Genomic DNA, 23,733 nt, shown 5'->3' with positions numbered 1-23,733 from the left:
CGCGTGCATGCCACCATCCGAAAATACGCTCCCCCTGCCTTCCTCCCCAATTTTTCCGTCTTTCATCGCTCTGCCTTCCGGTGTTCGTACACCGTTGAAACGAGCGACACAAATATCGTATTAAATTATCAATAATCGAAAAATCAGTCGCCAGACCACGCGTCTATGGCATGCTGGAGCGATCGTCACAAAATAATGAGCCGACAAGCGCATCCATGCGCACACGGCCGCCTTAGGGGAGCACCACATGTTCTATTCTTTGCGCACGTTGATTGTCGGCCTGATTTTCGTCAATTTTCTCTGCCCCGCTTATGCGGATGACGGCGTGACCGATACCAGAATTTTGATAGGCCAGACAGTTGGCCTGACCGGCACCATCGCCGGTCCGGTAAAGGAAATGAATGAAGGCGCCAACGCCTATCTCGCCAGCGTCAACAGTCGTGGTGGCGTCAATGGCCGCAAGATTGAGTTGCTCACACTGGACGACAAGTTCGATGCCAAGCTGGCCGCTGCGAATGCAGAGCTGCTGGTCAAGAAGGAGCGCGTGTTTGCGCTGTTCCAGAATCGCGGCACACCGCTCACGGAAGCCATCGCCCCCATTCTGGCCGCCAATAAAATCCCGCTGATCGCACCCAGTACCGGTGCGATGGTTTTTCATGCGCCCGTCAATCCGCTGCTGTTCAACGTACGTGCAAAATATCAGGATGAAGTACGGAAAGGCGTCGAGCATTTCGCCACCATCGGTTCCACCAGCATAGGCCTGCTGCACGTAGACGATTCCTTTGGCAAGGATGGACTGGCGGGTTTCGTCAGCGCAATGAATGAGCGCAACATGATTCCAGCCATTGTTGCCTCTTTTCCCCGCGTCAAACCGGATTATGAGGTAACTGCCAATGCCATCGTCAAGGCGAATCCGAGCGCCTTGATCATCGTCAGCTCTTCTGCCCATACCATTGCAATCATCAAGGCAATCCGCGCCAAAGGCAGCCTGGTGCAAATCATGACGCTGTCGAACAATTCTTCGCAGTCGTTCGTGCAAGAGCTTGGTCCTGCCGGCACTGGCGTGATCGTGTCGCAAATCACACCGGCGCCCAATTCGGTGACTACCGGTCTGGGCAAGGAGTTCATGGCGCTTGCCAAGGCCAACAATGCCACCGTGTCGTACGCTGCGATGGAGGGTTTTGTCGCAGCCAAGGTATTGGTCGAGGGCTTGAAACGCGCAGGCCGCAATCTGACGCGCGAGGGTTTCGTGCGTGCACTGGACTCTATCCAGAAATTCGATCTGGGCGGCCTGATGATCAGCTATGCGCCTGCCGATCACACCGGCAGTGAATTTGTCGAAATGACGATGATCAGTAAAGACGGGCGCTTCATACGTTAAAACTTATACGCCAGAAAAAACCGGCGCAGTTGCTACACAACTGGCAACTAGTCGGACGTTTTCACTTCATTGATGGCAAGCGCCACCGCCTTCACCCGCGCCTCGCGGATCGCCTCCGGAATACGCGCAGGCTGATCCGGCCAGCGCTGCTGCATCAGAGTTGCAATCTCGCCGCCATTGACCGTTTGCACAGCAGCCAATGCCTTTTGCATATACGCATTCTGCGGGAACGGTTTGTCTGCAAAGCCGGTACGTCCGCGATGATCACACTCCGACGCCTGCAACATGTCGATGAAACGTTGCGGTTTGCGGAAGGCATCGCAACGCTCGAACAGCGTCACGATGGTTGCCGCGCGCAATTCCAGCGCGCGACCGATATTGCCGTGCTCACGCGCCGTCATGACAGACAGATCGCGGCAATCGTTGGGAATCTTCAGGCGCTGGCACACCGCCTCTACCAGCTTCGCACTCTGCATCTCGTGACCGTGATGTCGCGGCCACATTTCCGGCGGCGTGACGCCCTTGCCAAGATCATGCAATAGTGCGGCACAGCGTATCGGCAATGCCAGTTTGTGTTGTGCCGCGTAATCAACCACCATCATCACGTGCACGCCGGTATCGATTTCCGGATGATATTTTTCCGGCTGCGGCACACCCCACAAGGCATCGAGTTCCGGCAGCATTCTTTGCAGGGCACCGCAATCGCGCAATACCGCAAACATGCGCGACGGTTGCACTTCCATCAAACCGCGCGCCAGTTCCTGCCAGGTACGTTCCGGTACCAGCGCATCGACCTCGCCTGCGGCAACCATCGCCTGCATCAATGCATTGGTTTCTGCCGCCACTGAAAATTGCGGAAAGCGTGCGGCAAAGCGTGCCACGCGCAGTATGCGCACCGGATCTTCTGCAAATGCAGACGATACATGCCGAAAGATTTTTTGTTCGAGATCGCGCCTGCCGCCGAAGGGGTCAATGATTTTGCCATCGGTATCCTTGGCCATTGCGTTGACCGTCAGGTCGCGCCGGATCAAATCCTCTTCCAGAGTAACGCCGGCATCGGTATGAAACACGAAACCCTTGTAGCCGGGCGCCGTCTTGCGTTCGGTGCGCGCCAGCGCATATTCTTCATGCGTGACCGGATGCAGGAAGACCGGAAAGTCCTTGCCGACCGGCGTATAGTTCTGCGCGATCATTTGTTCGGGCGTTGCGCCAACCACCACGTAGTCGCGATCCTTGACCGCCACACCCAGCAATTCATCGCGCACCGCGCCGCCTACGATATAGGTTTTCATTTCAGCAGAATTCGATCCGGGCTCAATCGGGAATCAATCAGGATAGACATCGTATTTTGCAATACGCGCGGTTTCAGCCAGAGCACCGCTGATCCATTGCGCCACCGCCGGATGCGCCGCCACCCGTTCGACGTAGGCATCGAGCGCCGGGCCCAGTACAACGTCATAGGTACGAAAACGCATGACCACCGGTGCAAAATACGCATCGGCGATCGAGAATTCACCGAACAGAAATTCGCTGGGGCCGGACAAGGCAAGGCAGGTTTCCCATATCTCGCTGATGCGGCCGATATCCGCCTGCGCGTCTATCGTGCGCCCCTTGCCGGGAAACCTTGCGCGGATGTTCATCCACATCGCGGAGCGCACACCGGTAAAGCCGGAATGCATTTCTGCACAAATCGAACGCGCCAGTGCGCGTGCCGCCACATCTTCCGGCCACATTTTCTTTTCCGGAAACTGCTCTGCCAGATATTCACAGATCGCCAGCGAATCCCAGATCGTCGTTTCACCTGCGAGCAGGATGGGGACCCGGCCGGCGGACGAATAATGCGCAATCTGCAGCGCGGTATCCGAGCGATCAAGCAGCAGGGAAATTTCCTGGAATGGAATATTGAATGCCGTCATCGCCACCCACGGGCGCATGGACCAGGATGAGTAATTCTTGTTGGCGATGACCAGTTTCAAGCCGTTTTTCCCGGTATTGTCGAGTGTTTGCGACAGCGCTGGATCGAGTTCTGTAGTTTGCATAAATCCCGTCAAGAGAAAATATGGATGGTTTCAGCGTCGCGTACGCGCCTGACGATCAACGCATGCTGATCACGGCAAATCCGTCGGCACGAAAGAAGCCGGCGCCACATTGCCCAGACGTGCTTTCAGCGATTGCGGCTTGCCTTCAAACATCGCGGCATAGTAGGTCGCATTCGACAATACTTTTTTCACGTAGTCACGGGTTTCCGAAAACGGAATCGACTCGGCAAAGATCGCCCCTTCCACTGGCTGCGCCAGTGTCGAGCGCCAGGTGCGTGGACGTCCAGGCCCCGCATTGTAGGCGGCAGTCGCCAGCGTTTGCGAGCCTTCCAGATCGTTCAGCACCATATTCAGATAGCTGGTGCCAAGCAGAATATTGGTTTCGATTTCATTGACGCGGCCTGGCGAAAAATCGCTCAATCCTATTTTCTTGGCGACATGTCTTGCGGTCGCCGGCATCAATTGCATCAAGCCCGAAGCGCCCACATGCGAACGCGCATTCATGATGAAACGCGATTCCTGGCGAATCAAGCCATAGACCCAGGCCATTTCCATGCCCTGACGCTGCGTGGTTGCCTGCATGATATCGCGATGCGGCGTAGGGAAACGTTGCGTAAAATCGAACTCGGTTTTGGTCCGATCTGATGTATTGACCATGCGATCCAGTACATCACTGCGACGCGCAAATTCGGCAGCCGCCAGCAACTGTCGGTCATTCATCTTGCGCAACTCCCAGTTCCATTCGCGATAACCTTCAAAGCGCAGATCCAGATCGAAGAACTTGAGAGCCCGGCGGAAACCGGCGTTGCTCGTCATTGGTGCGATTTCCTCTTCAGTGACAGGCAGGGCACGCGGTGGAATCGTGATTTTCTGGCCCAGCTCTTCCAGCGCCAGCTGGCCGTAGAAACTGGTTTGCGGCGCAATCGACTGGAAGCGTGCATTCGCAGCCTCGACCTTGCCCTCTTCACGCAAGGCGCGCGCGCGCCAGTAAACCCATGCTGGATCATCTCGCAAGGATGCCGGCATCGCCTCTATGCCCTCACTCACCAGTTTCCAGTCGCCCGCGCGCAAGGCGGCACGAATTTTCCATTGATGCGCTTCCAGCGACAGTGGCGCATTACCGGCCTTGCGCCAGTATTGCGTTGCTTCCGGCGCCAGCTTCATCGACGCCTGATAGGCGATCTGTCCCCAGGCGAATCCTTCCTGCTTTTTACTCAACAGCAAAGTGTTATTCGACAGGGTATCGGCAGCCTGTGCCGGATTGCTTCTGGCGATACGCCCCAATGCAATCACATACACCTCGTGCCGGACACGGCGAAAGCCGACGCCGCGCGCCACGATAGACGCAGGTTTTTCCATAGCGGCAACCAGCGAACCGTCTTCGATGCCGGTCAGCGGTACAAAGCGGCGTACATAATCGGTAGAACCGGTATCCGATGCGAGACGGATCTGCGCCCACAGATCATTCTCGTCAAACTGTTTGGTTTCCATCAGGGTTGTAATCAGCGCCATGCAGCCTTCGCCAAAATCCTTGGGCACATGCAGCAATGCGCGCGCTTCATCAGCTACCCTGGTGCCTTTTAATGCCTTCGACATCAAGGCATAGCATTTCAATTGCGTATCGTCGTTCAACTGAAATTGCGGATACTGTTCATCGAAAGTCAGCCAGTCGCGCCGCTTGCCAAGTTCGAGCAGCCAGTCGTTGCGCAGGCGATCTGCAATGGCGCTACCGCTGTAGCGATTCAGGAAAGCCAGCACCTCGCTTGCCGATGCATCCTTCAGACGCGGTTTCAGCTGGTAATATTCAACGTAGGATGGAATGGGGTAATTACCCAGATTCGCAGCAATGTCGCTGGCGCGCGCGGCATCGTTGCGTCGCGAAGCATCGCGCAATGCCAGAAAGGCATCATCGTCGCTGGCAAAACCGTTAGGCCGTTTTTGCGCATGTGCCGCCGGCAATAACAATACTGCCGATACCGCGACCAGCAATATGCGAGAAAATAATTTATTCGAAAACATGAATTCGGCAACCCTTCTTTTGACCCGCTTTTTGACGCGCTTATACTGAACCGCAACGATAACTAGAATAGCACGCGACGCCACTGCATCCGTGTCTGTATACATGCAAAACAAGACTGAATTACGCAAAACCCTGCTCGCATCACGCAATGCCGTCACTCCCGAGCAACGTCTGCTTTGGGATAAGCAACTTGTCGAAAAAATCATGGCATGGTGGACCATTAAACGCCTCCATGTCATTGGCGTTTACTGGCCGATGCGCGGCGAACCCGATTTGAATGCTGCCTATGCAACACTCGCTGAACTGGGCGTGCAACTCGCATTGCCTGTGGTTGTGAGTGATAACGCACCTTTAAAGTTCTGTGCGTGGACACCCGGCGACCCCGTCATCAAAGATCGATACGGCGCGGCCGTGCCGGCAGATCAACATGTCGAACTGCAGCCGCAAGCACTGATCATCCCCTGCGTAGGTTTTAACACGCAACGCTTTCGGCTCGGTTATGGCGGCGGTTTTTACGACAGGACTCTGGCATCAGTCCCGCGACCACATACGATAGGCGTCGCCTACGCAAATGCAGAAACCGTTTTTTCTGCCGATCCCTACGATGTTGCGCTGGATATGGTGATGACGCCATCGATGACGCTGGCGCAAGATCACGCATAAAAAAAGCCGCATACGCGGCTTTTTTGCAATCCAAAAATCAGCGCCTGGATTACTTCTGCGACAGATTCAAACGGCTCCAGATCGCATGCGTGGCTGCCGCCTGATTCAGCGTATAGAAATGCAGGCCGGGCGCACCACCAGCCAGTAAACGCTCGCACAAATCCGTCACCACATCCAGGCCAAAGGCGCGTATAGAATCGGTATCGTCGTTGTAACTGGCCAGTTTCAGGCGTATCCAGCGCGGAATTTCCGCGCCGCACATGTCCGAGAAACGCATCAGCTGCGAATAGTTGGTGATGGGCATCACACCGGCTGTCACCGGTACATCTGCACCTGCCTTGCGCGCATCATCCACAAAACGGAAATAGGCATCCGCATTGTAGAAATACTGCGTAATGGCTGAATCCGCACCGGCCTTTACCTTGCGTGCATAGCTGGCAATATCGTCGCTGGGCGACTTGGCTTGCGGATGCATTTCCGGATAAGCGGCGACTTCGATATGAAACCAGTCGCCGGTTTCCGCCCGTATGAATTCCACCAGTTCGTTGGCGTAATGAAATTCGCTGGACGAAGCATCCATTGCGCCATAACCGCTGGGCAGATCGCCACGCAAGGCGACGATGCGTTTGATCCCGTGCGATTTGTATTCCTGCAAAATCGCACGCAGATTTTCACGTGAACTGCCCAGGCAGGAAAGATGCGGCGCCGCATCGTGACCGGCACCGCGGATTTCCAGTACCGTATCCAGCGTACCGTGTTGCGTCGAACCGCCGGCGCCGAACGTGACCGAGAAATACTTCGGATTCAGCTCGGCCAGCTTGGCGCACGTCACCCGCAGCTTCTCGACACCGAGCGGCGTCTTGGGCGGGAAAAATTCTATGCTGAAGTTTTGTTGTGTCATGGTTCTTGGAGTAAGAGCGAGGACAGTATCCACGAAATGATGCTGTACAGGATTGCACCGCCGAATGCCGACCAGAAACCGGCGACATGGAAGCCACCCACCAATTGCGATACGCCCCAGAACATCAGCGCATTGATCACAAAGATGAACAGCCCCAGCGTCAGCAAGGTGACCGGCAACGTGAGCAAGACCAGCACAGGCCGGATCAATGCATTGACCAGCCCCAGCACCAGCGCTGCAATGAGCGCCGTAGCTACGCTATCTACCCTGATCGACGTCATCAGGTAAGGAAGCGCGAACAGCGCTGCCGCATTGATCGCCCAGATTAACAATAAGCGCATGTGATTTCTCCTCTCAATCAACTACAGGAAATCGCCGCTTCACCGATACAGTGATGAAGCGGCTCGGCTACTTCTGTCAAACACCTGCCCGATATACTGCAGCGCTGTTACACGCCAATTGCTTAGTAACGATAGTGCTCTGGCTTGTACGGACCCGTTTGCGCTACGCCGATATAATCGGCTTGCTCGTTCGTCAAGGTAGTCAATTGTGCATTGAGTTTTTTCAACTGCAAACGCGCGACTTTTTCATCCAGATGTTTCGGCAAGGTGTAGACGCCGACCGGATAATTTTTCGTGTTTGCATACAACTCGATCTGCGCGATCGTCTGGTTCGCAAACGACGAACTCATCACGTAGGACGGATGGCCGGTGCCGCAACCCAGATTGACCAGACGACCTTCGGCCAGCAGGATGATGCGCTTGCCGTCAGGGAAGATGATGTGATCGACTTGCGGCTTGATGTTTTCCCATGTGTATTGTTTCAACGCAGCGACTTCGATTTCATTGTCGAAGTGACCGATGTTGCAGACAATCGCCTGATCTTTCATCTTGGCCATGTGATCATGCGTGATGACGTGGTAGTTACCGGTGCAGGTAACGAAAATGTCGCCATGTGCAGCAGCGTATTCCATCGTCACAACGCGATAACCTTCCATCGCTGCCTGCAATGCGCAGATAGGATCGATTTCGGTCACCCAGACTTGTGCCGACAAGGCACGCATCGCTTGTGCCGAACCCTTGCCGACGTCACCGTAACCGGCGATGACTGCCACTTTACCGGCGATCATGACGTCGGTTGCGCGCTTGATGCCGTCAACCAGCGATTCGCGGCAGCCGTACAGATTGTCGAACTTGGATTTGGTAACGGAGTCGTTAACGTTGATCGCAGGGAAAGCCAGCTTGCCTTCCTTGTGCATTTGGTACAAACGATGCACGCCGGTGGTGGTTTCTTCGGTCACGCCGAGGATTTGCGGCAAACGTTTCGAATACCAGGTTGCGTCCACTGCCAGATGTTTCTTGATCGAGTTGAACAGACAGATTTCTTCTTCCGAACCTGGGTTGTTCAATACCGATGCATCTTTTTCAGCACGTGTGCCGAGGTGCAGCAGCAAGGTTGCGTCGCCGCCGTCATCCAGAATCATGTTCGAGTAAACCGGCGCGCCTTTGTCGTCGTTCGGCCATTCAAAAATGCGGTGCGTGTATTCCCAGTAATCGTCCAGTGTTTCGCCTTTGACAGCGAATACTGGCGTGCCGGCAGCAGCGATAGCGGCAGCAGCGTGATCCTGTGTCGAATAGATGTTGCACGATGCCCAACGCACTTTGGCACCCAGCGCTTCCAGCGTCTGGATCAGTACGGCGGTTTGAATCGTCATGTGGATCGAGCCGGTGATGCGCGCACCCTTCAGTGGTTGCGCAGCGGCGAATTCTTCGCGAATTGCCATCAGGCCAGGCATTTCGGTTTCTGCGATCTTGATTTCCTTGTCGCCCCAGGCGGACAGGGAAAGATCAGCGATGATGTAATCAGTGAATTTGGTAGAGGTGGTCATAACTGCGGCGTTCATCACGCCCTCCTTTCGGTTAGAAAAAAAGAAACGTGAGCGCAGTTACTGGTATTGACTACATCAAGCCTGGTAGGTCTATTCATTTGAACGACCTATCGCAACGCTCCTTGATGCGGCTGCTATTTTAATCGAAAAACATGCCTGAAGCCATGTCACCTCGATGAAAATTACTTTTTCAATGGTGCGGAATTGGGCATGGATACCGAATGCACGCGGGCAGTTTCGGTGTGCGGCTCAACGTTGTCTCTTATCCAACCCAGCATATCCAGCCATATCCGTTTTACTTCAGCTTCGGAAGGCATTTTTTGCGCATTCGGCAACTCTATCGTGATCACCGGGACATTTTTATGCACGCCGCTGTAATTGCCCAAAGAGCCGGGATATACCCCTACACGATTAAGCAATAAACGACCGAAGCGACGTGGCGGCTCTGCCGGTCCATCAAAATCCAGCACGCCAAAAGGTGCATGCACGGAAATGATCACGTCAGGCCGAAAACGCAGCATTTCATCATGCACCCAGCGGCTCTCAGGCTCAGACAAAGGCGCATGACCGGGAAAGCGACGCGGATCACTTTTGGTTCTGACGGCCCAGTAGTGCGGCGCATCATGCTTCCAGCCCGGCGTCGGGAAATTGCGATTCAAATCAACGCCATTCGCATTCATGCGTCTGGCACGCGGCGCCAGCAAACCATCGGGATTGACGACCGGCACCACACTCCATTCAAAATGCTGCGCAGCCGGTGTCGGCATCAACTCCAGCCAGCGAAACACAATGGATGCAGAAGTCAGTTCATCACCGTGAATTCCACCCATCAGCAATACCCGCAGCGGCGGATGAGTATGCCCCTCGCTTTTGACGGCAGGAATCTGCCGCGCCAGCAAGGGAAATCCTTGCAGTGAATTGACGCCGGTCGGCACCAGTTCGCTACGCTTACACATCGGGTTCGTGATTCCGGGCAAGCGCACCACCAGACGCCGGCACCACTTCTCAAGTTCGGTCGGCGCCGCCACTGCAGGTACCTTGACCGCAACGCTTGTGCCGGCATTTGCCGACACGGCGCTGCCAAGCAATACCAATACTGGAAACACGATGCGACTGACGATATTCACAATAGACATTCACTTCTCAAAACAAAATGGTCGGATGAATTCTGCATGAATTTCATCCGACCACAAAGTACAACTACAACTTGGTTACAAACTGCCAATTACAGACCGGCGGCTGCACGCAATGCTGCGGCCTTATCGGTGCGTTCCCATGTGAATTCCGGCTCTTCGCGACCGAAGTGACCGTAGGCTGCGGTTTTTTGATAGATAGGGCGCAGCAAATCCAGCATTTGCACGATGCCTTTTGGACGCAGGTCGAAATGTTCGAGCACCAGTTGAGCGATTTTTTCATCGCTGATTTTGCCGGTGCCGAAAGTCGTAACCATGACCGAAGTCGGTTTTGCCACACCGATGGCGTACGAAATCTGGATTTGTGCGCGTTCAGCCAAGCCAGCTGCAACGATGTTTTTAGCGACATAACGGCCAGCGTAAGCAGCGGAACGATCGACCTTTGAAGGATCCTTGCCGGAGAATGCGCCGCCGCCATGCGGGGCTGCACCGCCGTAGGTGTCAACAATGATCTTGCGACCGGTCAAACCGCAATCGCCTTGCGGACCGCCGATGACGAAACGACCTGTCGGGTTCACCAGGAAGCGCGTGTCTTTCAGCCATTCAGCCGGTACGACTGGTTTGATAATGCTTTCGATGACAGCTTCTTCGATGTCCTTGTGTTGCATTTCCGGCGCATGTTGCGTCGACAGCACAATGGTATCGATGGAAACCGGGCGGCCATCAACATAACGCAAGGTAACTTGCGATTTTGCATCCGGACGCAGCCAAGGCAAACGACCGTCTTTGCGCAATTCCGATTGACGCTCGACGATGCGGTGCGCGTAGTGAATCGCAGCCGGCATCAGTTCCGGTGTTTCATCGCAAGCGTAACCGAACATCAAACCCTGATCGCCAGCACCCTGGTCGAGGTCGATACCGGCGCCTTCATCCACACCTTGTGCGATGTCCGGCGATTGCTTGTCATAGGCGACCAGCACTGAGCAGCTCTTGTAATCGATGCCGTAGTCGGCATTGTCGTAACCGATGCGTTTGATGGTGTCGCGCGCTACTTCGATGTAATCGACGTTGGCAAACGTGGTGATTTCACCAGCCAGTACAACCAGACCGGTGTTGCACAGCGTTTCTGCTGCAACACGTGCCTTTGGATCTTGCTGGAAAATTGCATCAAGGATCGCGTCGGAAATTTGATCGGCGACCTTGTCTGGGTGCCCTTCAGAGACGGATTCGGAGGTAAACAGAAAATCATTAGCCATCGCAGGTTCTTTCATTAAAGTTGGTTATGTCGCGGTCAACTCAGTGAACCTGCGACGCTTTAGCGAAATTTATATACCGCCTCGCAAGTTGTCATTAACTCGGCGGTTGCTTCTTTGTGCTATTTTACGCCTCTTGAAAAAATTCGGCAAAGTCTTGTAAAAAGAGGATGCTCGACGCAATGCTAGTTCTTCTTTTCCGCCTGCTGTCTTACCTGCCTTTGCCAATATTGCATGCAATGGGCAGCGCCTTCGGCTGGGTGGTTTATCTTGCCTCTCCCACCTATCGCCGGCGCCTGCAGGAAAATATCCGCCAGGCCGGCTTTGGCGAACATTTGTCGGCCGCCATTGCCGAATCCGGCAAGAATGTACTGGAACTGCCTTTCGTCTGGTGTGCGCCACCTGAACGCGTATTAAAAACCGTCCAGATCAAGAACTGGGATGTGGTGCAACAGGCCCACACGGACAAGCGCGGCATTATCTTCCTGACGCCGCATTTGGGCTGCTTTGAAATTTCCGCGCAGGCTGCTGCAGCACAAATACCGCTGACCGTGCTGTACCGTCCGCCACGGCAAGCCGCATTGAAACCCTTGATCGAAGATGCGCGTGCACGACACAACCTCGCATTGGCGCCGGCCAATCTGAGCGGCGTGCGCACTCTGTTCAAGGTATTGAAAAGAAGCGGCGCAATTGGATTGCTGCCCGATCAGGTGCCGCAAAACGGCGAAGGCGTGTGGGCCGATTTCTTTGGCAAGCCTGCCTATACGATGACCTTGCCGGCCAAGTTGCGGGAGATGAGCGGCGCGACGATGATACTTGCCTTCGCCGAACGACTGCCGCGCGGCAAGGGATACATATTGCACTTCATGCCTTTCGATATGGCGGATGACTTGGCACCGGAACAACAGGTACGCGCAATCAATGCCGCCATGGAGCAATTGATCAGCATGTGCCCGGCGCAATATTTCTGGAGTTACAACCACTACAAGATACCGGCCGGCGTCGCAGTCCCCAACGAACAGGCCCCTTCAGACGCCGGCAAGGTTGCGCAATGAGATTGCTGGTCATACTGATGTGGCTGTTGCACTGGCTGCCACTGCCGCTGCTTGCGCGCTTGGGCGAAGGTATCGGCAGTCTGCTGTTTGTTTACAAGAAGTCGCGCCGTCGCATCACGCTGATCAATCTGCGCCTGTGCTTCCCCGAATGGAGTGAAGAACAGCGCCACGCCGTCGCAAAAAAACATTTTCAGAACTATGCGCGCAGCGTGCTGGAACGCGGCATTCTGTGGTGGGCTTCCGAAGCGCGCCTGCGCCGCCTGATATTCATTGAGCCCGGCGTGCCGGTGGAAGCCATCAAGGCCAGCCCGACCATATTGCTATGCCCGCATTTCGTCAGCCTGGATGTGGCCGGCGTCGCCGTGATGCTGGAATCCTCGCTGTGTTCCATCTACACGCAGCAACTCAATCCCGTCTTCGATCAGGTACTGCGCAAAGGTCGTTCGCGTTTTCGTCCGGTCAAACTGTTTGCGCGCGAAGAAGGCGTCAAACCGATCATACGCGCCATGCGCGACGGCTTGCCCTTCTTCATGCTGCCGGATATGGATTTCGGCGCCAAGGATGCCGAGTTCATTCCGTTTTTCGGCGTACCAGCCGCTACCCTGACGGCGCCGGCGCGCATCGCTGCTGCCACCAAGGCCAAGGTGATTCCGGTCATCGCCACTTATCTGCCCGGCTATCGCGGCTGGACTGTCAAATTTTATCCGGCCTGGGAAAATTTTCCCGGGGACGACATCACTGCCGCCACCCGCACGATGAACGCATTCATCGAAGATCGCGCGCGCGAAGCGCCAGCCGAATACTTCTGGACGCACAAACGCTTCAAGACCCGTCCGCCCGGCGAAGCCAGCTTCTATGCCGCAAATACTCCGGATGAAGCGCCGCCAGCTTACTGACGCAAGCCGGATACCCCGCTTTCCAGATCCAGCTGCCGCAGCTATATAATCGCCACATGAAAATCAAATTCACAAAAATGCATGGCGCCGGTAACGATTTCGTCGTTATCGATGCCATCAATCAATCCATCAGCTTCACGCCGGCACAATGGCAACATTTGGCAGACCGGCGCTTTGGTGTGGGCGCCGATCAAATGCTGGTAGTGGAAAAGCCGCAAGCCGCAGACGTCGATTTTCGCTATCGCATTTATAACGCCGACGGCGGCGAAGTCGAGCAGTGCGGCAATGGCGCGCGCGCCTTCGTCAAATTCGTGACCGATAAAAAACTCACGAACAAGCAGGCCATCAAGGTAGAAACCATGTCTGGCGTAATCGAGCCGCGACTCGAAGCCAATGGCCAGATTACCGTCGATATGGGCGCGCCCATCCTGACACCGGAAGATGTTCCATTCGACGCCAGCGATCTGTTGTGCAAGGCGGAAGGTGCAGACACCTTGTGGCCGCTGGATATCAAGGGCGAAACCTACTGGATTTCCGTCTTGTCGATGGGCAATCCACACGCGGTGCAAATAGTCGCCGATGTAGATCATGCGCCGGTACGCGAAGATGGCGTGTTGATTGAACATCATCCGCGCTTCCCCAAACGCGTCAACGCCGGCTTCATGCAAATCATCGATACGCACCAGATCAAGTTGCGCGTGTTCGAGCGCGGTGCCGGTGAAACATTGGCCTGCGGCACTGGTGCCTGCGCGGCGGTCGTCACCGGCATACGACGCGGCTTGCTGGCGTCCCCCGTCAGGGTGCAGACGCGCGGCGGCGAATTGTCGATTGCATGGGCAGGCGATACCGCGCCCGTCCTGTTGACCGGCCCGGCTGTGACGGTATTCGAAGGCGAAATCGAACTTTGATCGACTACCGCAGAATTGCTTGCTGCCTCACGGATGTCGGTTAGAATCATGAGCCAGCATGCAGCCTCACTTTCATCTACACCGATTTTTCTATCCTATCTAGCCACATGACTTCTCCACTGGACTCCAACGCCGTCGCCGACTATTTATTGAACAACCCGCATTTCTTTGAAGAACATGCGGAAGTGTTGGCACAGGTAAAACTGTCGAGCCCGCTAGGCGGCCGCACCTTATCCTTGCAGGAACGGCAAATGGATGTGATGCGCGAGAAGTTCAAGATCATGGAACTGCGCCTGGCGGAACTGATTCGCATCGGCCAGGAAAATGACCAGATCACGCACAAGTTTCATACTTGGACGCGCTCGCTGCTGCTGGCGCGCAACGATGTGGATTTGCCGCATACGCTGACGACCGGACTGCAAGCCACCTTCGCCGTGCCGCACGTCACGCTGCGTCTGTGGGGTGTGGCGGAAGAATTTGCGCACACCTGGTTTGCTGCACCGGTTTCCGCCGATTCGCGTATTTTTTCCAACGGTTTGACGACGCCTTTCTGTGGCGGCAACAACGATTTTGAAGCGGCATCATGGCTGGAAGATGCGCCTTCGATACAATCACTGGCCTTGCTCCCCTTGCGGCTGGACGATGCACCGGAAGCTTTTGGCCTGCTGGTGCTGGGCTCGCCAGATCCACATCGATTCACCTCCGATATGGCCACCGATTTCCTGAGCAATATCGGCCAAACCGCCAGCGCTGCGCTGTCGAGTCTGCTCGACTAAACTGTCACCGTGAGTCTGGCCGGCAATCACGCTTATCTGGATGGTTATCTCGATAACCTGATCAGTCAGCGGCAATTGTCGCCCCTCACGATTACCAGCTATCGGCGCGACCTGCTGGAGCTGCTTGCGCTGGCAACCGCAAGCGATAGCAATGCAGCGCTCAGCGCCATCAGTCATTTCCAGATTCGTAAATTTGCAGCACAACTGCACGCCAAAGGCTTGAACGCACGTTCGATCGCACGCAAGCTTTCTGCCTGGCGCGGCTTTTTCAGCTGGCTGTCCGAACAAAATGCCGTCGCTTCCAATCCGGTGGATGGCATCAAGGCGCCCAAGCGCAACAAACCCTTGCCGAAAGCACTGGCGGCCGATGATGCAGTGCGCCTGGTATCGGAAACCAGCCCGGGCAAAAATGCCGACGCGTCCATGCAGTTATGCAATCATGCAATGTTTGAGTTGCTGTATTCCAGCGGTTTGCGCGTATCCGAGCTGGTCAGTCTGGATCTCAGATATGTACAGGAAAATCGCTACACATCGGCCGGCTGGATAGATTTCGATGCGCATGAAGCGATGGTCACCGGCAAAGGCAGCAAGATGCGCAGCGTGCCCATCGGCCAGCCGGCAATCGATGCACTCAAGGCCTGGCTGGCGGTACGCGATACCTTGGTCAAGCTCGATCCGCACCCGCTGTTTTTAAGTGAGCGCGGCACACGTATTTCGGCACGCGTGCTGCAGTTGCGCCTGAAAGCGCATGCACAAGCCGTCGGCCTGCCGATGGATGTACATCCACATGTGTTGCGCCACTCCTTCGCTTCGCATGTACTGCAATCATCCGGTGATTTACGCGCCGTACAGGAAATGCTCGGCCACGCATCCATCTCTGCCACACAGATCTACACCTCGCTGGACTTTCAGCGTCTGGCACAAGTCTACGACGCCGCCCATCCGCGCGCCAAAAAGAAACCCTGACCGCCTCGACACTACCGTCGCATTCCTTGTCCTGCACTATGGAAAGCATGAGCACAAACGGATAAATTGCAACTGAATTGCAAATTTACGGCATAATCAACACACTATTCATTACCTGCAGCATCATGAAGAAATCCGCCACCCCAGATTACCCGACCCTGGCCGAAAGCCAGTTGCGCGACACTTCGCTGCGCGCCACCGCTGCCCGCATCAAGGTACTGGCCGCACTGCTGGGCGCACCGTACGCGCTCTCGCATCAGGACGTGCAAGACACGCTGGTCGATATGGACAGGGTCACGCTCTACCGCGCACTGGACGCGCTGACCGATGCCGGACTGGCGCACAAGATCGCCGGCGACGATCGCGTATTCCGCTATAACGCCGGTGCCGAACATCTGGCAAACAGCGGCAAAAACCAGATGCAGCAACAGCAGCATCAACACGGCCACTTCAAATGCACGCGTTGCGCCAAGGTTTTCTGCATCGATAACGTCGATGAAAAACTGCTGGCCGTCGACAGCCAGGCGAAACTCAATCCATCGGCCGCCACCTTGCGCCAGCAATTGCAAAAGGTTCTGCAAGCCACGCTGGGCAAAGGTTTTCAAAGTCACGAAATCGAACTCACCATCAAGGGATGGTGTGCCGATTGCGCACATTAAATTCAAGGCATTATTCAAACATCATGGCACTCATCCCCACCACCATCCTGACCGGCTTTCTGGGCGCCGGCAAAACCACGCTGCTCAACCGCATTTTGCAGGAGCCGCACGGTTTCAAAATCGCAGTCATTGAAAACGAATTCGGCCAGGAAAATATCGATAACGAAATCCTGGTGCAAGACGGCACCGAACAGATAGTCGAGATGAACAACGGCTGCATCTGCTGCACTGTGCGCGGCGACCTGATCGTGGCACTGACCGCACTGGCGCAACGCCGCCATGCCGGCGAACTGCAGTTCGACCATGTCGTGATCGAAACCACCGGCCTTGCCAATCCGGGTCCGGTGGCACAAACCTTCTTCATTGATGAAGAAGTCGCCGCCGACTATCTGGTCGATGCCATCATTACCGTAGTCGATGCCAAACATGCGATGCACCAGCTGGATACCTATGAAGAAGCGCAACGTCAGATCGGCTTTGCCGACAAATTGCTGCTATCCAAAACCGATCTGGTCAGCACAGATGAATTGAGTATCCTGATCGAACGCATCAAGCGCATCAATCCACGTGCGCCTGTCAGCACCACGGATTTTGGCCGCGTGGCAATTGCCGACGTGCTGGACCTGCGCGGTTTCAACCTGAATGACAAGCTTGAGATTGATCCCGACTTCATTGCCGCAGAAGAGCATGCACACGATCATCATGATCATGCTTGCGATGCGCATTGCACGCATGATCACGAACACAATCATGACCACCATCACTCGCATCACAGCGACAATATCGCCGCCTTCGTCTTCAAGAGCGAGCGCCCGTTCAATACCGAAAAACTGGACGAATTCCTTGGCAGCATTGTGCAGGTATTCGGTCCGCGCATGCTGCGTTACAAAGGTGTGCTGTGGATGGACGGCGCCGATCGCAAGGTTGTATTCCAGGGAGTGCATCAGATCATGGGATCCGATATAGGCGGCAAATGGGGTGAAAATGAGAGCCGTTCAAGCAAAATGGTGTTTATTGGACAGAATCTGCCAAAAGAAACTTTTATTCTCGGATTGGAACAATGTTTGGTATAAACTACCGTGGTTTTGAGCTCAGGGTATAACGGCCTGGATGATGCGAGAGATGCGATTCGCACGCGGAGCACGATAAGATCTGAGGTGTGAAGGTTCATTGAGGACAAGGGACTATGAACGCAACTGCCACAAAATCTAAAAGCACAAAAAAAACAGCCTCCAAGGCAACTGCAGTTACACGTGCAAAACCTGCCGGCAAAGCAGTGGCGAAATCATCTGCGAAAACCTCGGCAGGGAAAGTCGTCAAGGCTGTAGCCAAGACGACCAAGCCCGCGCTTAAGGCAGCATCCAAAGTCGCGAAAAAAACACCGACCAAGACTGCGGTAAAATCCAACAAGGTCGCCAGCAAAACAAAAACGGTTGCGGCAAAATCCATCGCAAAAAAAATTGTGAAGCCGGCGACGAAACCTGTGGTGAAACCCGCAGTCAAAGCAAAGCTGGTTGGCAAGACAGTCGCAAAACCAATTAAAAAGGAAGCTGCTGCAAGTACCCGCAAGGTAACAACAGCAGCGGCAGCAACACCGAATAAAAGCGCATCTCGGTCAGGAGCTGGCAGCGGCAACAAGACCGCCTCCCGATCAGTAGATAAAATTGAACAACCTGTAGTTTTGAAAGTACGCGAAGTGGCAACTAAATCAAGCAAAGCAACCCCGAGCGCCGCTAATGACGGCACCCTGTTATCCGAAGCGCAAATCCTGAAGATGGGCGAAAAGGATTACATGAATCCGGCGCAACTCGCATTTTTCAAGGACCGCCTGCAACAGCTGGAAAAAGAGTTGTTGAAGAACGCGGATGAAACCACCGAGCATTTGCGCGAAACCGTGCTGGTGCCCGATCCTGCCGATCGCGCCACGATTGAAGAAGAGCACGCGCTGGAATTACGTACCCGCGATCGCGAACGCAAGCTGCTGAAAAAAGTACAGCAATCGATCGCCAGCATAGACTCCGGCGATTACGGCTGGTGCGAAGAAACCGGCGAACCTATCGGTGTACCGCGTTTGCTGGCACGCCCTACCGCCACGCTGTCACTGGAAGCGCAGCAGCGTCGCGAATTGAAACAGAAATTGTATGGCGATTGATTCCATCCGGAATTAATCTGCACCGCAGTTCACAAACAAGCGCGCGGCACCCTATTCGCGCGCTTTGTTTTTTTGTAGAATGCAATTCTGTTGCAATACAATATTTTGTACTTCGATTTGGAAACAACAAACTTGGGCTGAGACATCTTGCCGGGCAATGGTCGCTGATATCGATCGACCTGGTCTTTTGATCTGAAGACACGCACGCCGCACAAACAACGAGTAATTTTGAAACCTGCATTTTCATCACGCACACCAAGCACAACCCGACTTTGCTTCGCCGCATTGTTGGTGCTTGCCGTATTGTTCGCGCAATGGATGGGATTGCGGCATCGAATCGAGCATGCCGACAGAACAGATCGTCAGCATGCAGTGCAGACCATAGGTGCAACATCTTCCGCATCAACCGCCGGTACAACGCCTGATTCCGCTACCGAATATGCAGGCGAAAAACTGCACTCCTGTACCTTGTTCGATGGCATGGCGCTGGCGGATAGCGCACCTGCACTTCCGTTTATTCCCCTTCTGCAAACCAGCGTGCAAGTTCTGGCGCTGTGGGCTGCCCATGCTTCATGGGACGCACCTTTCCTCTGTCACTTCTCTTCCCGCGCACCGCCAACGGCGTAACTGATTTTCCCTGTTTGTGCTGCCGTGTCCGATCGCCCTGCGATCCGGCAACGGCCATTCTCATTCGTCTTATCAAGGAAGCTCATGATCGCCCAACGCACCCTGTTGGCAAGCGCCGTTCTATCTGCGCTTGCCTCCTTTTCTCATTCCGCCTTTGCGCAAGCGCAAGAACAAACCCTGCCTGCCGTGGTTGTCACATCCACGCCATTCAATAACGACGAGGGCGCACAAATTCTCGCGCCCGCCAAGGTTTTGTACGGCAACGAACTTCGTGAAAAACTCGGCAATTCGCTAGGCGATACGCTCTCGCAGGAACTCGGCGTCTCTGCTTCAGCCTTTGGCGCCGGCGCCTCGCGTCCCATCATTCGCGGTCTGGAAGGCCCGCGCGTCAAGATCCTGCAAAACGGCATGTCGGTAATGGATGCATCCAGTCTGTCCAACGATCATGCGGTCGGAGGCGAAGCATCAACCGCACGCCAGATCGAAATCCTGCGCGGTCCCGCAGCTCTGCTGTACGGCTCCGGCGCCATCGGCGGCGTGGTCAATATCATCAACGATCGCATTCCCACCGTACTCAATACCAAGCCAACCGGCGAAGCGGAACTGCGTTACGGCACTGTCGACCGCATGAAAAATACTTCGCTGTCGGTGGACGGTGCAGCCGGTGACATCGGCCTGCATATCGACGGCAATCTGCGCGATGCCGACGATTACAAGATCCCCGGCAACGTCAGCCTGAGCGATCCGGCTCTGGGTTCCGGCCGCCTGCCCAATTCCTTTGCGCGCGCCAACAGCATCGGATTCGGCGCCTCCTACATTCAGGACTGGGGCCACATAGGCGCCTCGGTCGGCGTCAATGACGATCGCTACGGCATTCCAACCGAAGAACGCTCTTTCATCACCCTGAAACAAACCCGCTTCGATCTCGACGGTTTGATCAGGGAACCATTCGGCAATATCGAATCGCTGCGCTTCAAACTGGGCCATACCGATTACAAGCACACGGAAAATCTGCAAGACGGCACGCCAGCGACCAATTTCAAGAACAATGCACTGGAAAGCCGGCTGGAACTGACGCACAAACCGCTGGCCGGATGGCGCGGCACCTTCGGCCTGCAAACTGAAAATTCGGAATTCTCGGCGCTGGCCGCCGACGGCAGCGGGCCGGAGACCGTACCGCTCACCAAGACTGATTCGATCGCCGGCTTTCTGGTGGAAGAGCGCGATTTCGGCCCTTTCCGTGCCAGCGCCGGTGCGCGCATAGAATCAGTCAAACGCAAGCCGGATGCAGTATCGGGTTTGTCGCAACGTGACTTCAATCTCGGTTCGTATTCCCTAGGCGGTCTGTGGACCTTCACGCCCGGCTATGGCTTTGGCGCTACGGCGGCGATTGCCCAGCGTGCGCCCGCAATCGAAGAACTGTATTCCAACGGCCCGCACGAATCGACCGCCACCTTCGACAGAGGCGACGCCAATCTGACCAAGGAAACTTCACGCAACTTTGAATTGAGTCTGCAAAAAACAGAAGGTCTGATCCGCTGGAAAGCCAATATTTTCCAGAACCGCGTGAAGAACTTCGTCTACGGCCGCACTGACGGCACCACTGTAGATGAAGATGGCATGCCAGGTGGCGAATTCACCCAACGCTTCTGGTCGCAAAACAGCGCCACGATACGCGGCGCCGAAGCCGAGATCAGCTACAACCTGCGCGGTGAAGGCTGGTCCTTGCGTGGCTTTGCCGATACCTCGCGCGGCAAATTGACTGGCCTCGACAATCTGCCGCTGCAGCCGGCAACGCGTTTCGGTGGCGAAGTCGGGTATCGTCAAGGCCCCTGGCGCTCGGGCGTGAAAGTCCTGCACGCGCAACAGCAAGACAAGCTGGCCAGCTTTGAAAGCTTCGTCACGCCTTCCTACACCCAGGTCGATGCAAACTTGTCCTTTACGCAAAACATCAACTCGACCCAGCTTACCTGGTTTGCCATCGTCAAAAATCTGCTGAATGAAGATATCCGGCTGGCAACGTCGGTGTTGCGTGAAGTCGCACCACTGCCAGGTCGAAACCTGATCGTTGGCGTTCGTACAAGTTTTTAAAGATAGTTGCCTGATTTTTGGCTACACTAGTGACCTGCGGGAATCTGCAGGTCGCTTTGTGCATCCTGCATGTGTTACCTTTAAGCGGAAATTTTGGCATGGTCGCGCGCGGACAAATACTCCGGGCGCAGCATTTTATAAACTTGGCGCACCCGTCTATATCTGACTGGTGCAGCCGTTGTTCACCAGGATAGACGTGGGGATTTTTTCGCTATTTGGCAAGAAGGGCCAGCAGCCGGCACGCAAGTCGACTGAGCAGGAGTCTACGCAAAAAAAACGCAGCGACAACGCAGCCCGCATCAACGCAAAAAACGAAAACGAACAAACGCAGCAAGTGCAACGCCAGGCAGCGCACGCCACGGCCATGAAGATCGATGCGATCGAGTCTGAAATGTCGTCCGAATTCGTCAAGCCGCTGCCTTTCAGCGGCAATACCCTGCCCGGCCCACCCAGCCAGTTCCTCAATACCAATGTCCGCGCACCGGATACGCGCATCCAAGCCAAACCCGACAGCGACGCCACCCCGCCGCTTGAGCAGCCATCCATGCTGCCCGATCTCATGGGCGCCAGCACCGCCTTCCTGCTGGGCGCAGAAACAGTGATGAGGCCGGTTGCCATTTCGGCTTCCGAAGCAGCGCCTGTCATTGAAGAAGCCGCCATCCTGTTTGCCAACGGCCAGACCGATCTGGTCGAACCCATATTGCTGAACGCCATTGCAGAAGATGCGCTCGGCAGCACACCGCTGACCGTCTGGGGCATGCTGTTCGATCTGTACCAGATCACCGGGCAACACACATCGTTCGAGAATCTATCGATCGAGTACGCGAACAAATTTGAAATGTCGCCGCCCGCATGGGTGGACGGCAGCAGCGCCGAACCCGCAGCGCAGGCAGCAGCGCCACGCGCCAGTACCACGCCGAGCGTGGCATTTTCCGGCAAGCTCGATGCAGGCAGCATCAAGCAGCTGGAGCGCATCAAAAATATGGCCGGGATGAGCAATGTCATCAAGCTCGAATTTGCACGCGTCAGCGAGGTCGATCCGGTAGGTTGCGGACTGCTGTTCAGCATATTGCAGAAACTGCAAAAATCCGGCCACAACCTGATTCTGGTCGGCGCACCGGAACTGGCGGAAAAAATCCGTTCCATACTGCAAGTCGGCCGCCGCGATGAAACCGAAGCGCCGTGGCTACTACTGTTGGAAATTTTGCGTTTGCTGAATCGCGAATCCGATTTTGAAGAAACCAGTATCGATTACTGCATCACCTTTGAAGTATCGCCACCATCCTTCGTCTCGCCGCAAAACAAGGTCGTCACCGCCGCCGAAGAATCTGCCGAACCGGACGACGCGGCCAGCGATCATTTCATGATGCCGGTCGTCATCGATGCCCGCACCGATACGCTGGTGCAAAACATCGCCGTGCATGCACACACGCACAATCCGGTCATACTCGATTGCAGCCGCCTGACGCGGATGGATTTCAATGCCGCCGGACGCCTGTTCGGCAGTCTGACGCCACTGATCAACAGCGGAAAAAGTATCGAATTGCACCATGCCAATCACTTCATCATCGCGCTCTGTCATGTCATGGGCGTCGCCGAACTCGTACGTATCGTGCCGCGCAAAAACTGAGGTTCTGCAATCAGGACGTAATTCCGACTTGCAATCGTAAGGTCCGTCCCCATTTTTCTGGAAATATCGTGCTTTTCGCGCGACCTGATTTCACTTTTTATTCTGTTTTTCACCACCTCAGCCACTCCTATTTCAGAGGCAAGCATGGAACAATTTCACGGCACCACGATACTCTCGGTGCGACGCGGCAACGTCGTTGCGCTCGGCGGCGACGGTCAGGTTACCCTGGGTAATATCGTCATGAAGGGCACCGCGCGCAAAGTACGCAAAGTCTATAACGGCAAGGTGCTGGTCGGTTTTGCCGGCGGTACCGCCGATGCATTCACCTTGCTGGAACGCTTTGAATCCAAACTGGAAAAACATCAAGGTCATCTGATGCGCGCCTCGGTCGAACTGGCCAAGGACTGGCGCACCGACCGCATGCTGCGCAGGCTGGAAGCCATGCTGCTGGTGGCAGACCATGAAACCACGCTGGTCATCACCGGCAATGGCGATGTGCTGGAACCAAACGACGGTATAGGCGCCATCGGTTCCGGCGGCACCTATGCGCAATCGGCCGCCAAAGCCTTGCAGGAAAACACCGAGCTGTCGCCGCTGGAAATCGTCAAGAAATCGCTGACGATAGCAGGCGAACTCTGCATCTACACCAATCTGTCGCACACGATAGAAACGCTGGATTGAGCGCAAGCGCACCA

The 23,733-nt window shown here is 55.3% G+C and carries 23 protein-coding genes and 1 riboswitch; of the genes, 14 read left to right on the top strand and 9 right to left on the bottom strand.

Going from position 1 to position 23,733, the window contains the following annotated elements; all coding sequences use genetic code 11:
• The first annotated feature begins 247 nt into the window (after window positions 1-247).
• The gene (locus ABWP27_RS00750; protein WP_353152400.1) at window positions 248-1,381 is read left to right on the top strand and encodes an ABC transporter substrate-binding protein; all 1,134 of its coding nucleotides are present in this window, start codon (window positions 248-250) and stop codon (window positions 1,379-1,381) included.
• Between the two features lie 47 nt (window positions 1,382-1,428).
• On the opposite strand, the gene ABWP27_RS00745 is transcribed toward ABWP27_RS00750, so the two are convergent.
• The 3 genes from ABWP27_RS00745 to ABWP27_RS00735 form a co-directional block, all read right to left on the bottom strand.
• The gene (locus tag ABWP27_RS00745; RefSeq protein ID WP_353152398.1) at window positions 1,429-2,673 is read right to left on the bottom strand and encodes a multifunctional CCA addition/repair protein; all 1,245 of its coding nucleotides are present in this window, start codon (window positions 2,671-2,673) and stop codon (window positions 1,429-1,431) included.
• Window positions 2,674-2,706: 33 nt separating this feature from the next.
• Window positions 2,707-3,420 carry a glutathione S-transferase family protein gene (locus ABWP27_RS00740; protein WP_353152396.1) on the bottom strand — a complete coding sequence of 238 codons (714 nt, stop codon included), beginning with the start codon at window positions 3,418-3,420 and terminating at the stop codon, window positions 2,707-2,709.
• A gap of 69 nt (window positions 3,421-3,489) precedes the next feature.
• On the bottom strand, window positions 3,490-5,439 hold the full coding sequence (locus ABWP27_RS00735) for a lytic transglycosylase domain-containing protein (protein ID WP_353152394.1): 1,950 nt from the start codon (window positions 5,437-5,439) through the stop codon (window positions 3,490-3,492).
• A gap of 103 nt (window positions 5,440-5,542) precedes the next feature.
• Here ABWP27_RS00735 and ABWP27_RS00730 point away from each other — a divergent pair, with 103 nt between their 5' ends.
• The gene (locus ABWP27_RS00730; RefSeq protein WP_353152392.1) at window positions 5,543-6,103 is read left to right on the top strand and encodes a 5-formyltetrahydrofolate cyclo-ligase; all 561 of its coding nucleotides are present in this window, start codon (window positions 5,543-5,545) and stop codon (window positions 6,101-6,103) included.
• A 49-nt stretch (window positions 6,104-6,152) separates the two neighbouring features.
• Here ABWP27_RS00730 and metF read toward each other — a convergent pair whose 3' ends face one another.
• The 5 genes from metF to metK form a co-directional block, all read right to left on the bottom strand.
• Window positions 6,153-7,004, bottom strand: a complete 852-nt coding sequence (metF, locus tag ABWP27_RS00725) for a methylenetetrahydrofolate reductase [NAD(P)H] (protein ID WP_353152390.1) — start codon at window positions 7,002-7,004, stop codon at window positions 6,153-6,155.
• Complete coding sequence (locus ABWP27_RS00720) at window positions 7,001-7,345, bottom strand: phage holin family protein (protein WP_353152388.1); 345 nt, start codon at window positions 7,343-7,345, stop codon at window positions 7,001-7,003. The genes metF and ABWP27_RS00720 overlap by 4 nt, the downstream gene beginning before the upstream one ends.
• Window positions 7,346-7,467: 122 nt before the next feature.
• Window positions 7,468-8,907: an adenosylhomocysteinase gene (gene ahcY / locus ABWP27_RS00715; protein ID WP_353152386.1), complete on the bottom strand. Its 1,440-nt coding sequence runs from the start codon at window positions 8,905-8,907 to the stop codon at window positions 7,468-7,470.
• 27 nt (window positions 8,908-8,934) lie between these two features.
• Window positions 8,935-9,022, bottom strand: a riboswitch (S-adenosyl-L-homocysteine riboswitch).
• 52 nt (window positions 9,023-9,074) lie between these two features.
• A complete protein-coding gene (locus ABWP27_RS00710) occupies window positions 9,075-10,028 on the bottom strand; it encodes a M14 family zinc carboxypeptidase (RefSeq protein WP_353152384.1) in 954 nt (317 codons plus the stop codon).
• An 89-nt stretch (window positions 10,029-10,117) separates the two neighbouring features.
• The gene (gene metK, locus ABWP27_RS00705; RefSeq protein WP_353152382.1) at window positions 10,118-11,281 is read right to left on the bottom strand and encodes a methionine adenosyltransferase; all 1,164 of its coding nucleotides are present in this window, start codon (window positions 11,279-11,281) and stop codon (window positions 10,118-10,120) included.
• 179 nt (window positions 11,282-11,460) lie between these two features.
• Here metK and ABWP27_RS00700 point away from each other — a divergent pair, with 179 nt between their 5' ends.
• From ABWP27_RS00700 to ABWP27_RS00670, 7 genes are all read left to right on the top strand, one after another.
• The gene (locus ABWP27_RS00700) at window positions 11,461-12,333 is read left to right on the top strand and encodes a lysophospholipid acyltransferase family protein (RefSeq protein WP_353152380.1); all 873 of its coding nucleotides are present in this window, start codon (window positions 11,461-11,463) and stop codon (window positions 12,331-12,333) included.
• Window positions 12,330-13,229 carry an LpxL/LpxP family acyltransferase gene (locus tag ABWP27_RS00695; RefSeq protein ID WP_353152378.1) on the top strand — a complete coding sequence of 300 codons (900 nt, stop codon included), beginning with the start codon at window positions 12,330-12,332 and terminating at the stop codon, window positions 13,227-13,229. The genes ABWP27_RS00700 and ABWP27_RS00695 overlap by 4 nt, the downstream gene beginning before the upstream one ends.
• A 56-nt stretch (window positions 13,230-13,285) precedes the next feature.
• A complete protein-coding gene (gene dapF / locus ABWP27_RS00690) occupies window positions 13,286-14,137 on the top strand; it encodes a diaminopimelate epimerase (RefSeq protein ID WP_353152376.1) in 852 nt (283 codons plus the stop codon).
• Between the two features lie 107 nt (window positions 14,138-14,244).
• Entirely contained in the window at window positions 14,245-14,913 is a 669-nt protein-coding gene (locus ABWP27_RS00685) for a DUF484 family protein (RefSeq protein WP_353152374.1), read from the top strand.
• A gap of 9 nt (window positions 14,914-14,922) precedes the next feature.
• On the top strand, window positions 14,923-15,879 hold the full coding sequence (gene xerC, locus ABWP27_RS00680; protein WP_353152372.1) for a tyrosine recombinase XerC: 957 nt from the start codon (window positions 14,923-14,925) through the stop codon (window positions 15,877-15,879).
• 125 nt (window positions 15,880-16,004) lie between these two features.
• A complete protein-coding gene (locus ABWP27_RS00675) occupies window positions 16,005-16,538 on the top strand; it encodes a Fur family transcriptional regulator (RefSeq protein WP_353152370.1) in 534 nt (177 codons plus the stop codon).
• A 23-nt stretch (window positions 16,539-16,561) separates the two neighbouring features.
• Window positions 16,562-17,611 (top strand): CobW family GTP-binding protein, encoded by a 1,050-nt coding sequence (locus ABWP27_RS00670; RefSeq protein ID WP_353152368.1) that lies wholly within the window; start codon window positions 16,562-16,564, stop codon window positions 17,609-17,611.
• Window positions 17,612-17,705: 94 nt separating this feature from the next.
• Here the strand turns inward: ABWP27_RS00670 and ABWP27_RS00665 are convergent, their stop codons facing one another.
• Entirely contained in the window at window positions 17,706-18,176 is a 471-nt protein-coding gene (locus ABWP27_RS00665; protein ID WP_353152366.1) for a hypothetical protein, read from the bottom strand.
• A gap of 58 nt (window positions 18,177-18,234) precedes the next feature.
• Here ABWP27_RS00665 and dksA point away from each other — a divergent pair, with 58 nt between their 5' ends.
• The 5 genes from dksA to hslV all read left to right on the top strand — a co-directional run bounded on the left by dksA (window position 18,235) and on the right by hslV (window position 23,719).
• On the top strand, window positions 18,235-18,690 hold the full coding sequence (gene dksA, locus ABWP27_RS00660) for an RNA polymerase-binding protein DksA (RefSeq protein ID WP_353152364.1): 456 nt from the start codon (window positions 18,235-18,237) through the stop codon (window positions 18,688-18,690).
• Window positions 18,691-18,981: 291 nt separating this feature from the next.
• Window positions 18,982-19,317 carry a hypothetical protein gene (locus ABWP27_RS00655; RefSeq protein ID WP_353152362.1) on the top strand — a complete coding sequence of 112 codons (336 nt, stop codon included), beginning with the start codon at window positions 18,982-18,984 and terminating at the stop codon, window positions 19,315-19,317.
• An 84-nt stretch (window positions 19,318-19,401) separates the two neighbouring features.
• Window positions 19,402-21,408, top strand: a complete 2,007-nt coding sequence (locus tag ABWP27_RS00650) for a TonB-dependent receptor (RefSeq protein ID WP_353152360.1) — start codon at window positions 19,402-19,404, stop codon at window positions 21,406-21,408.
• 169 nt (window positions 21,409-21,577) lie between these two features.
• Window positions 21,578-23,038, top strand: coding sequence for a hypothetical protein (locus ABWP27_RS00645; RefSeq protein ID WP_353152358.1), 1,461 nt, complete (start codon window positions 21,578-21,580; stop codon window positions 23,036-23,038).
• Between the two features lie 144 nt (window positions 23,039-23,182).
• Window positions 23,183-23,719, top strand: a complete 537-nt coding sequence (gene hslV / locus ABWP27_RS00640; protein WP_353152356.1) for an ATP-dependent protease subunit HslV — start codon at window positions 23,183-23,185, stop codon at window positions 23,717-23,719.
• The last annotated feature ends 14 nt before the right edge of the window (window positions 23,720-23,733 follow it).

This window comes from Herminiimonas fonticola, assembly GCF_040395855.1.
GTDB lineage: Bacteria > Pseudomonadota > Gammaproteobacteria > Burkholderiales > Burkholderiaceae_D > Oxalicibacterium > Oxalicibacterium fonticola_A.
This window is presented reverse-complemented; position numbering and strand designations above follow the sequence as displayed.

Bases quoted from the DNA above. Each gene is read 5' to 3' on its own strand.
- hslV (WP_353152356.1), top strand. From the start codon at position 23,183: ATGGAACAATTTCACGGCACCACGATACTCTCGGTGCGACGCGGCAAC.
- metK (WP_353152382.1), bottom strand. From the start codon at position 11,281: ATGGCTAATGATTTTCTGTTTACCTCCGAATCCGTCTCTGAAGGGCAC.
- ABWP27_RS00685 (WP_353152374.1), top strand. From the start codon at position 14,245: ATGACTTCTCCACTGGACTCCAACGCCGTCGCCGACTATTTATTGAAC.
- ahcY (WP_353152386.1), bottom strand. From the start codon at position 8,907: ATGAACGCCGCAGTTATGACCACCTCTACCAAATTCACTGATTACATC.
- ABWP27_RS00735 (WP_353152394.1), bottom strand. From the start codon at position 5,439: ATGTTTTCGAATAAATTATTTTCTCGCATATTGCTGGTCGCGGTATCG.
- ABWP27_RS00675 (WP_353152370.1), top strand. From the start codon at position 16,005: ATGAAGAAATCCGCCACCCCAGATTACCCGACCCTGGCCGAAAGCCAG.
- ABWP27_RS00730 (WP_353152392.1), top strand. From the start codon at position 5,543: ATGCAAAACAAGACTGAATTACGCAAAACCCTGCTCGCATCACGCAAT.
- ABWP27_RS00700 (WP_353152380.1), top strand. From the start codon at position 11,461: ATGCTAGTTCTTCTTTTCCGCCTGCTGTCTTACCTGCCTTTGCCAATA.
- ABWP27_RS00720 (WP_353152388.1), bottom strand. From the start codon at position 7,345: ATGCGCTTATTGTTAATCTGGGCGATCAATGCGGCAGCGCTGTTCGCG.
- dapF (WP_353152376.1), top strand. From the start codon at position 13,286: ATGAAAATCAAATTCACAAAAATGCATGGCGCCGGTAACGATTTCGTC.
- metF (WP_353152390.1), bottom strand. From the start codon at position 7,004: ATGACACAACAAAACTTCAGCATAGAATTTTTCCCGCCCAAGACGCCG.
- ABWP27_RS00650 (WP_353152360.1), top strand. From the start codon at position 19,402: ATGATCGCCCAACGCACCCTGTTGGCAAGCGCCGTTCTATCTGCGCTT.
- ABWP27_RS00695 (WP_353152378.1), top strand. From the start codon at position 12,330: ATGAGATTGCTGGTCATACTGATGTGGCTGTTGCACTGGCTGCCACTG.
- ABWP27_RS00670 (WP_353152368.1), top strand. From the start codon at position 16,562: ATGGCACTCATCCCCACCACCATCCTGACCGGCTTTCTGGGCGCCGGC.
- ABWP27_RS00710 (WP_353152384.1), bottom strand. From the start codon at position 10,028: ATGTCTATTGTGAATATCGTCAGTCGCATCGTGTTTCCAGTATTGGTA.
- ABWP27_RS00740 (WP_353152396.1), bottom strand. From the start codon at position 3,420: ATGCAAACTACAGAACTCGATCCAGCGCTGTCGCAAACACTCGACAAT.
- ABWP27_RS00745 (WP_353152398.1), bottom strand. From the start codon at position 2,673: ATGAAAACCTATATCGTAGGCGGCGCGGTGCGCGATGAATTGCTGGGT.
- ABWP27_RS00750 (WP_353152400.1), top strand. From the start codon at position 248: ATGTTCTATTCTTTGCGCACGTTGATTGTCGGCCTGATTTTCGTCAAT.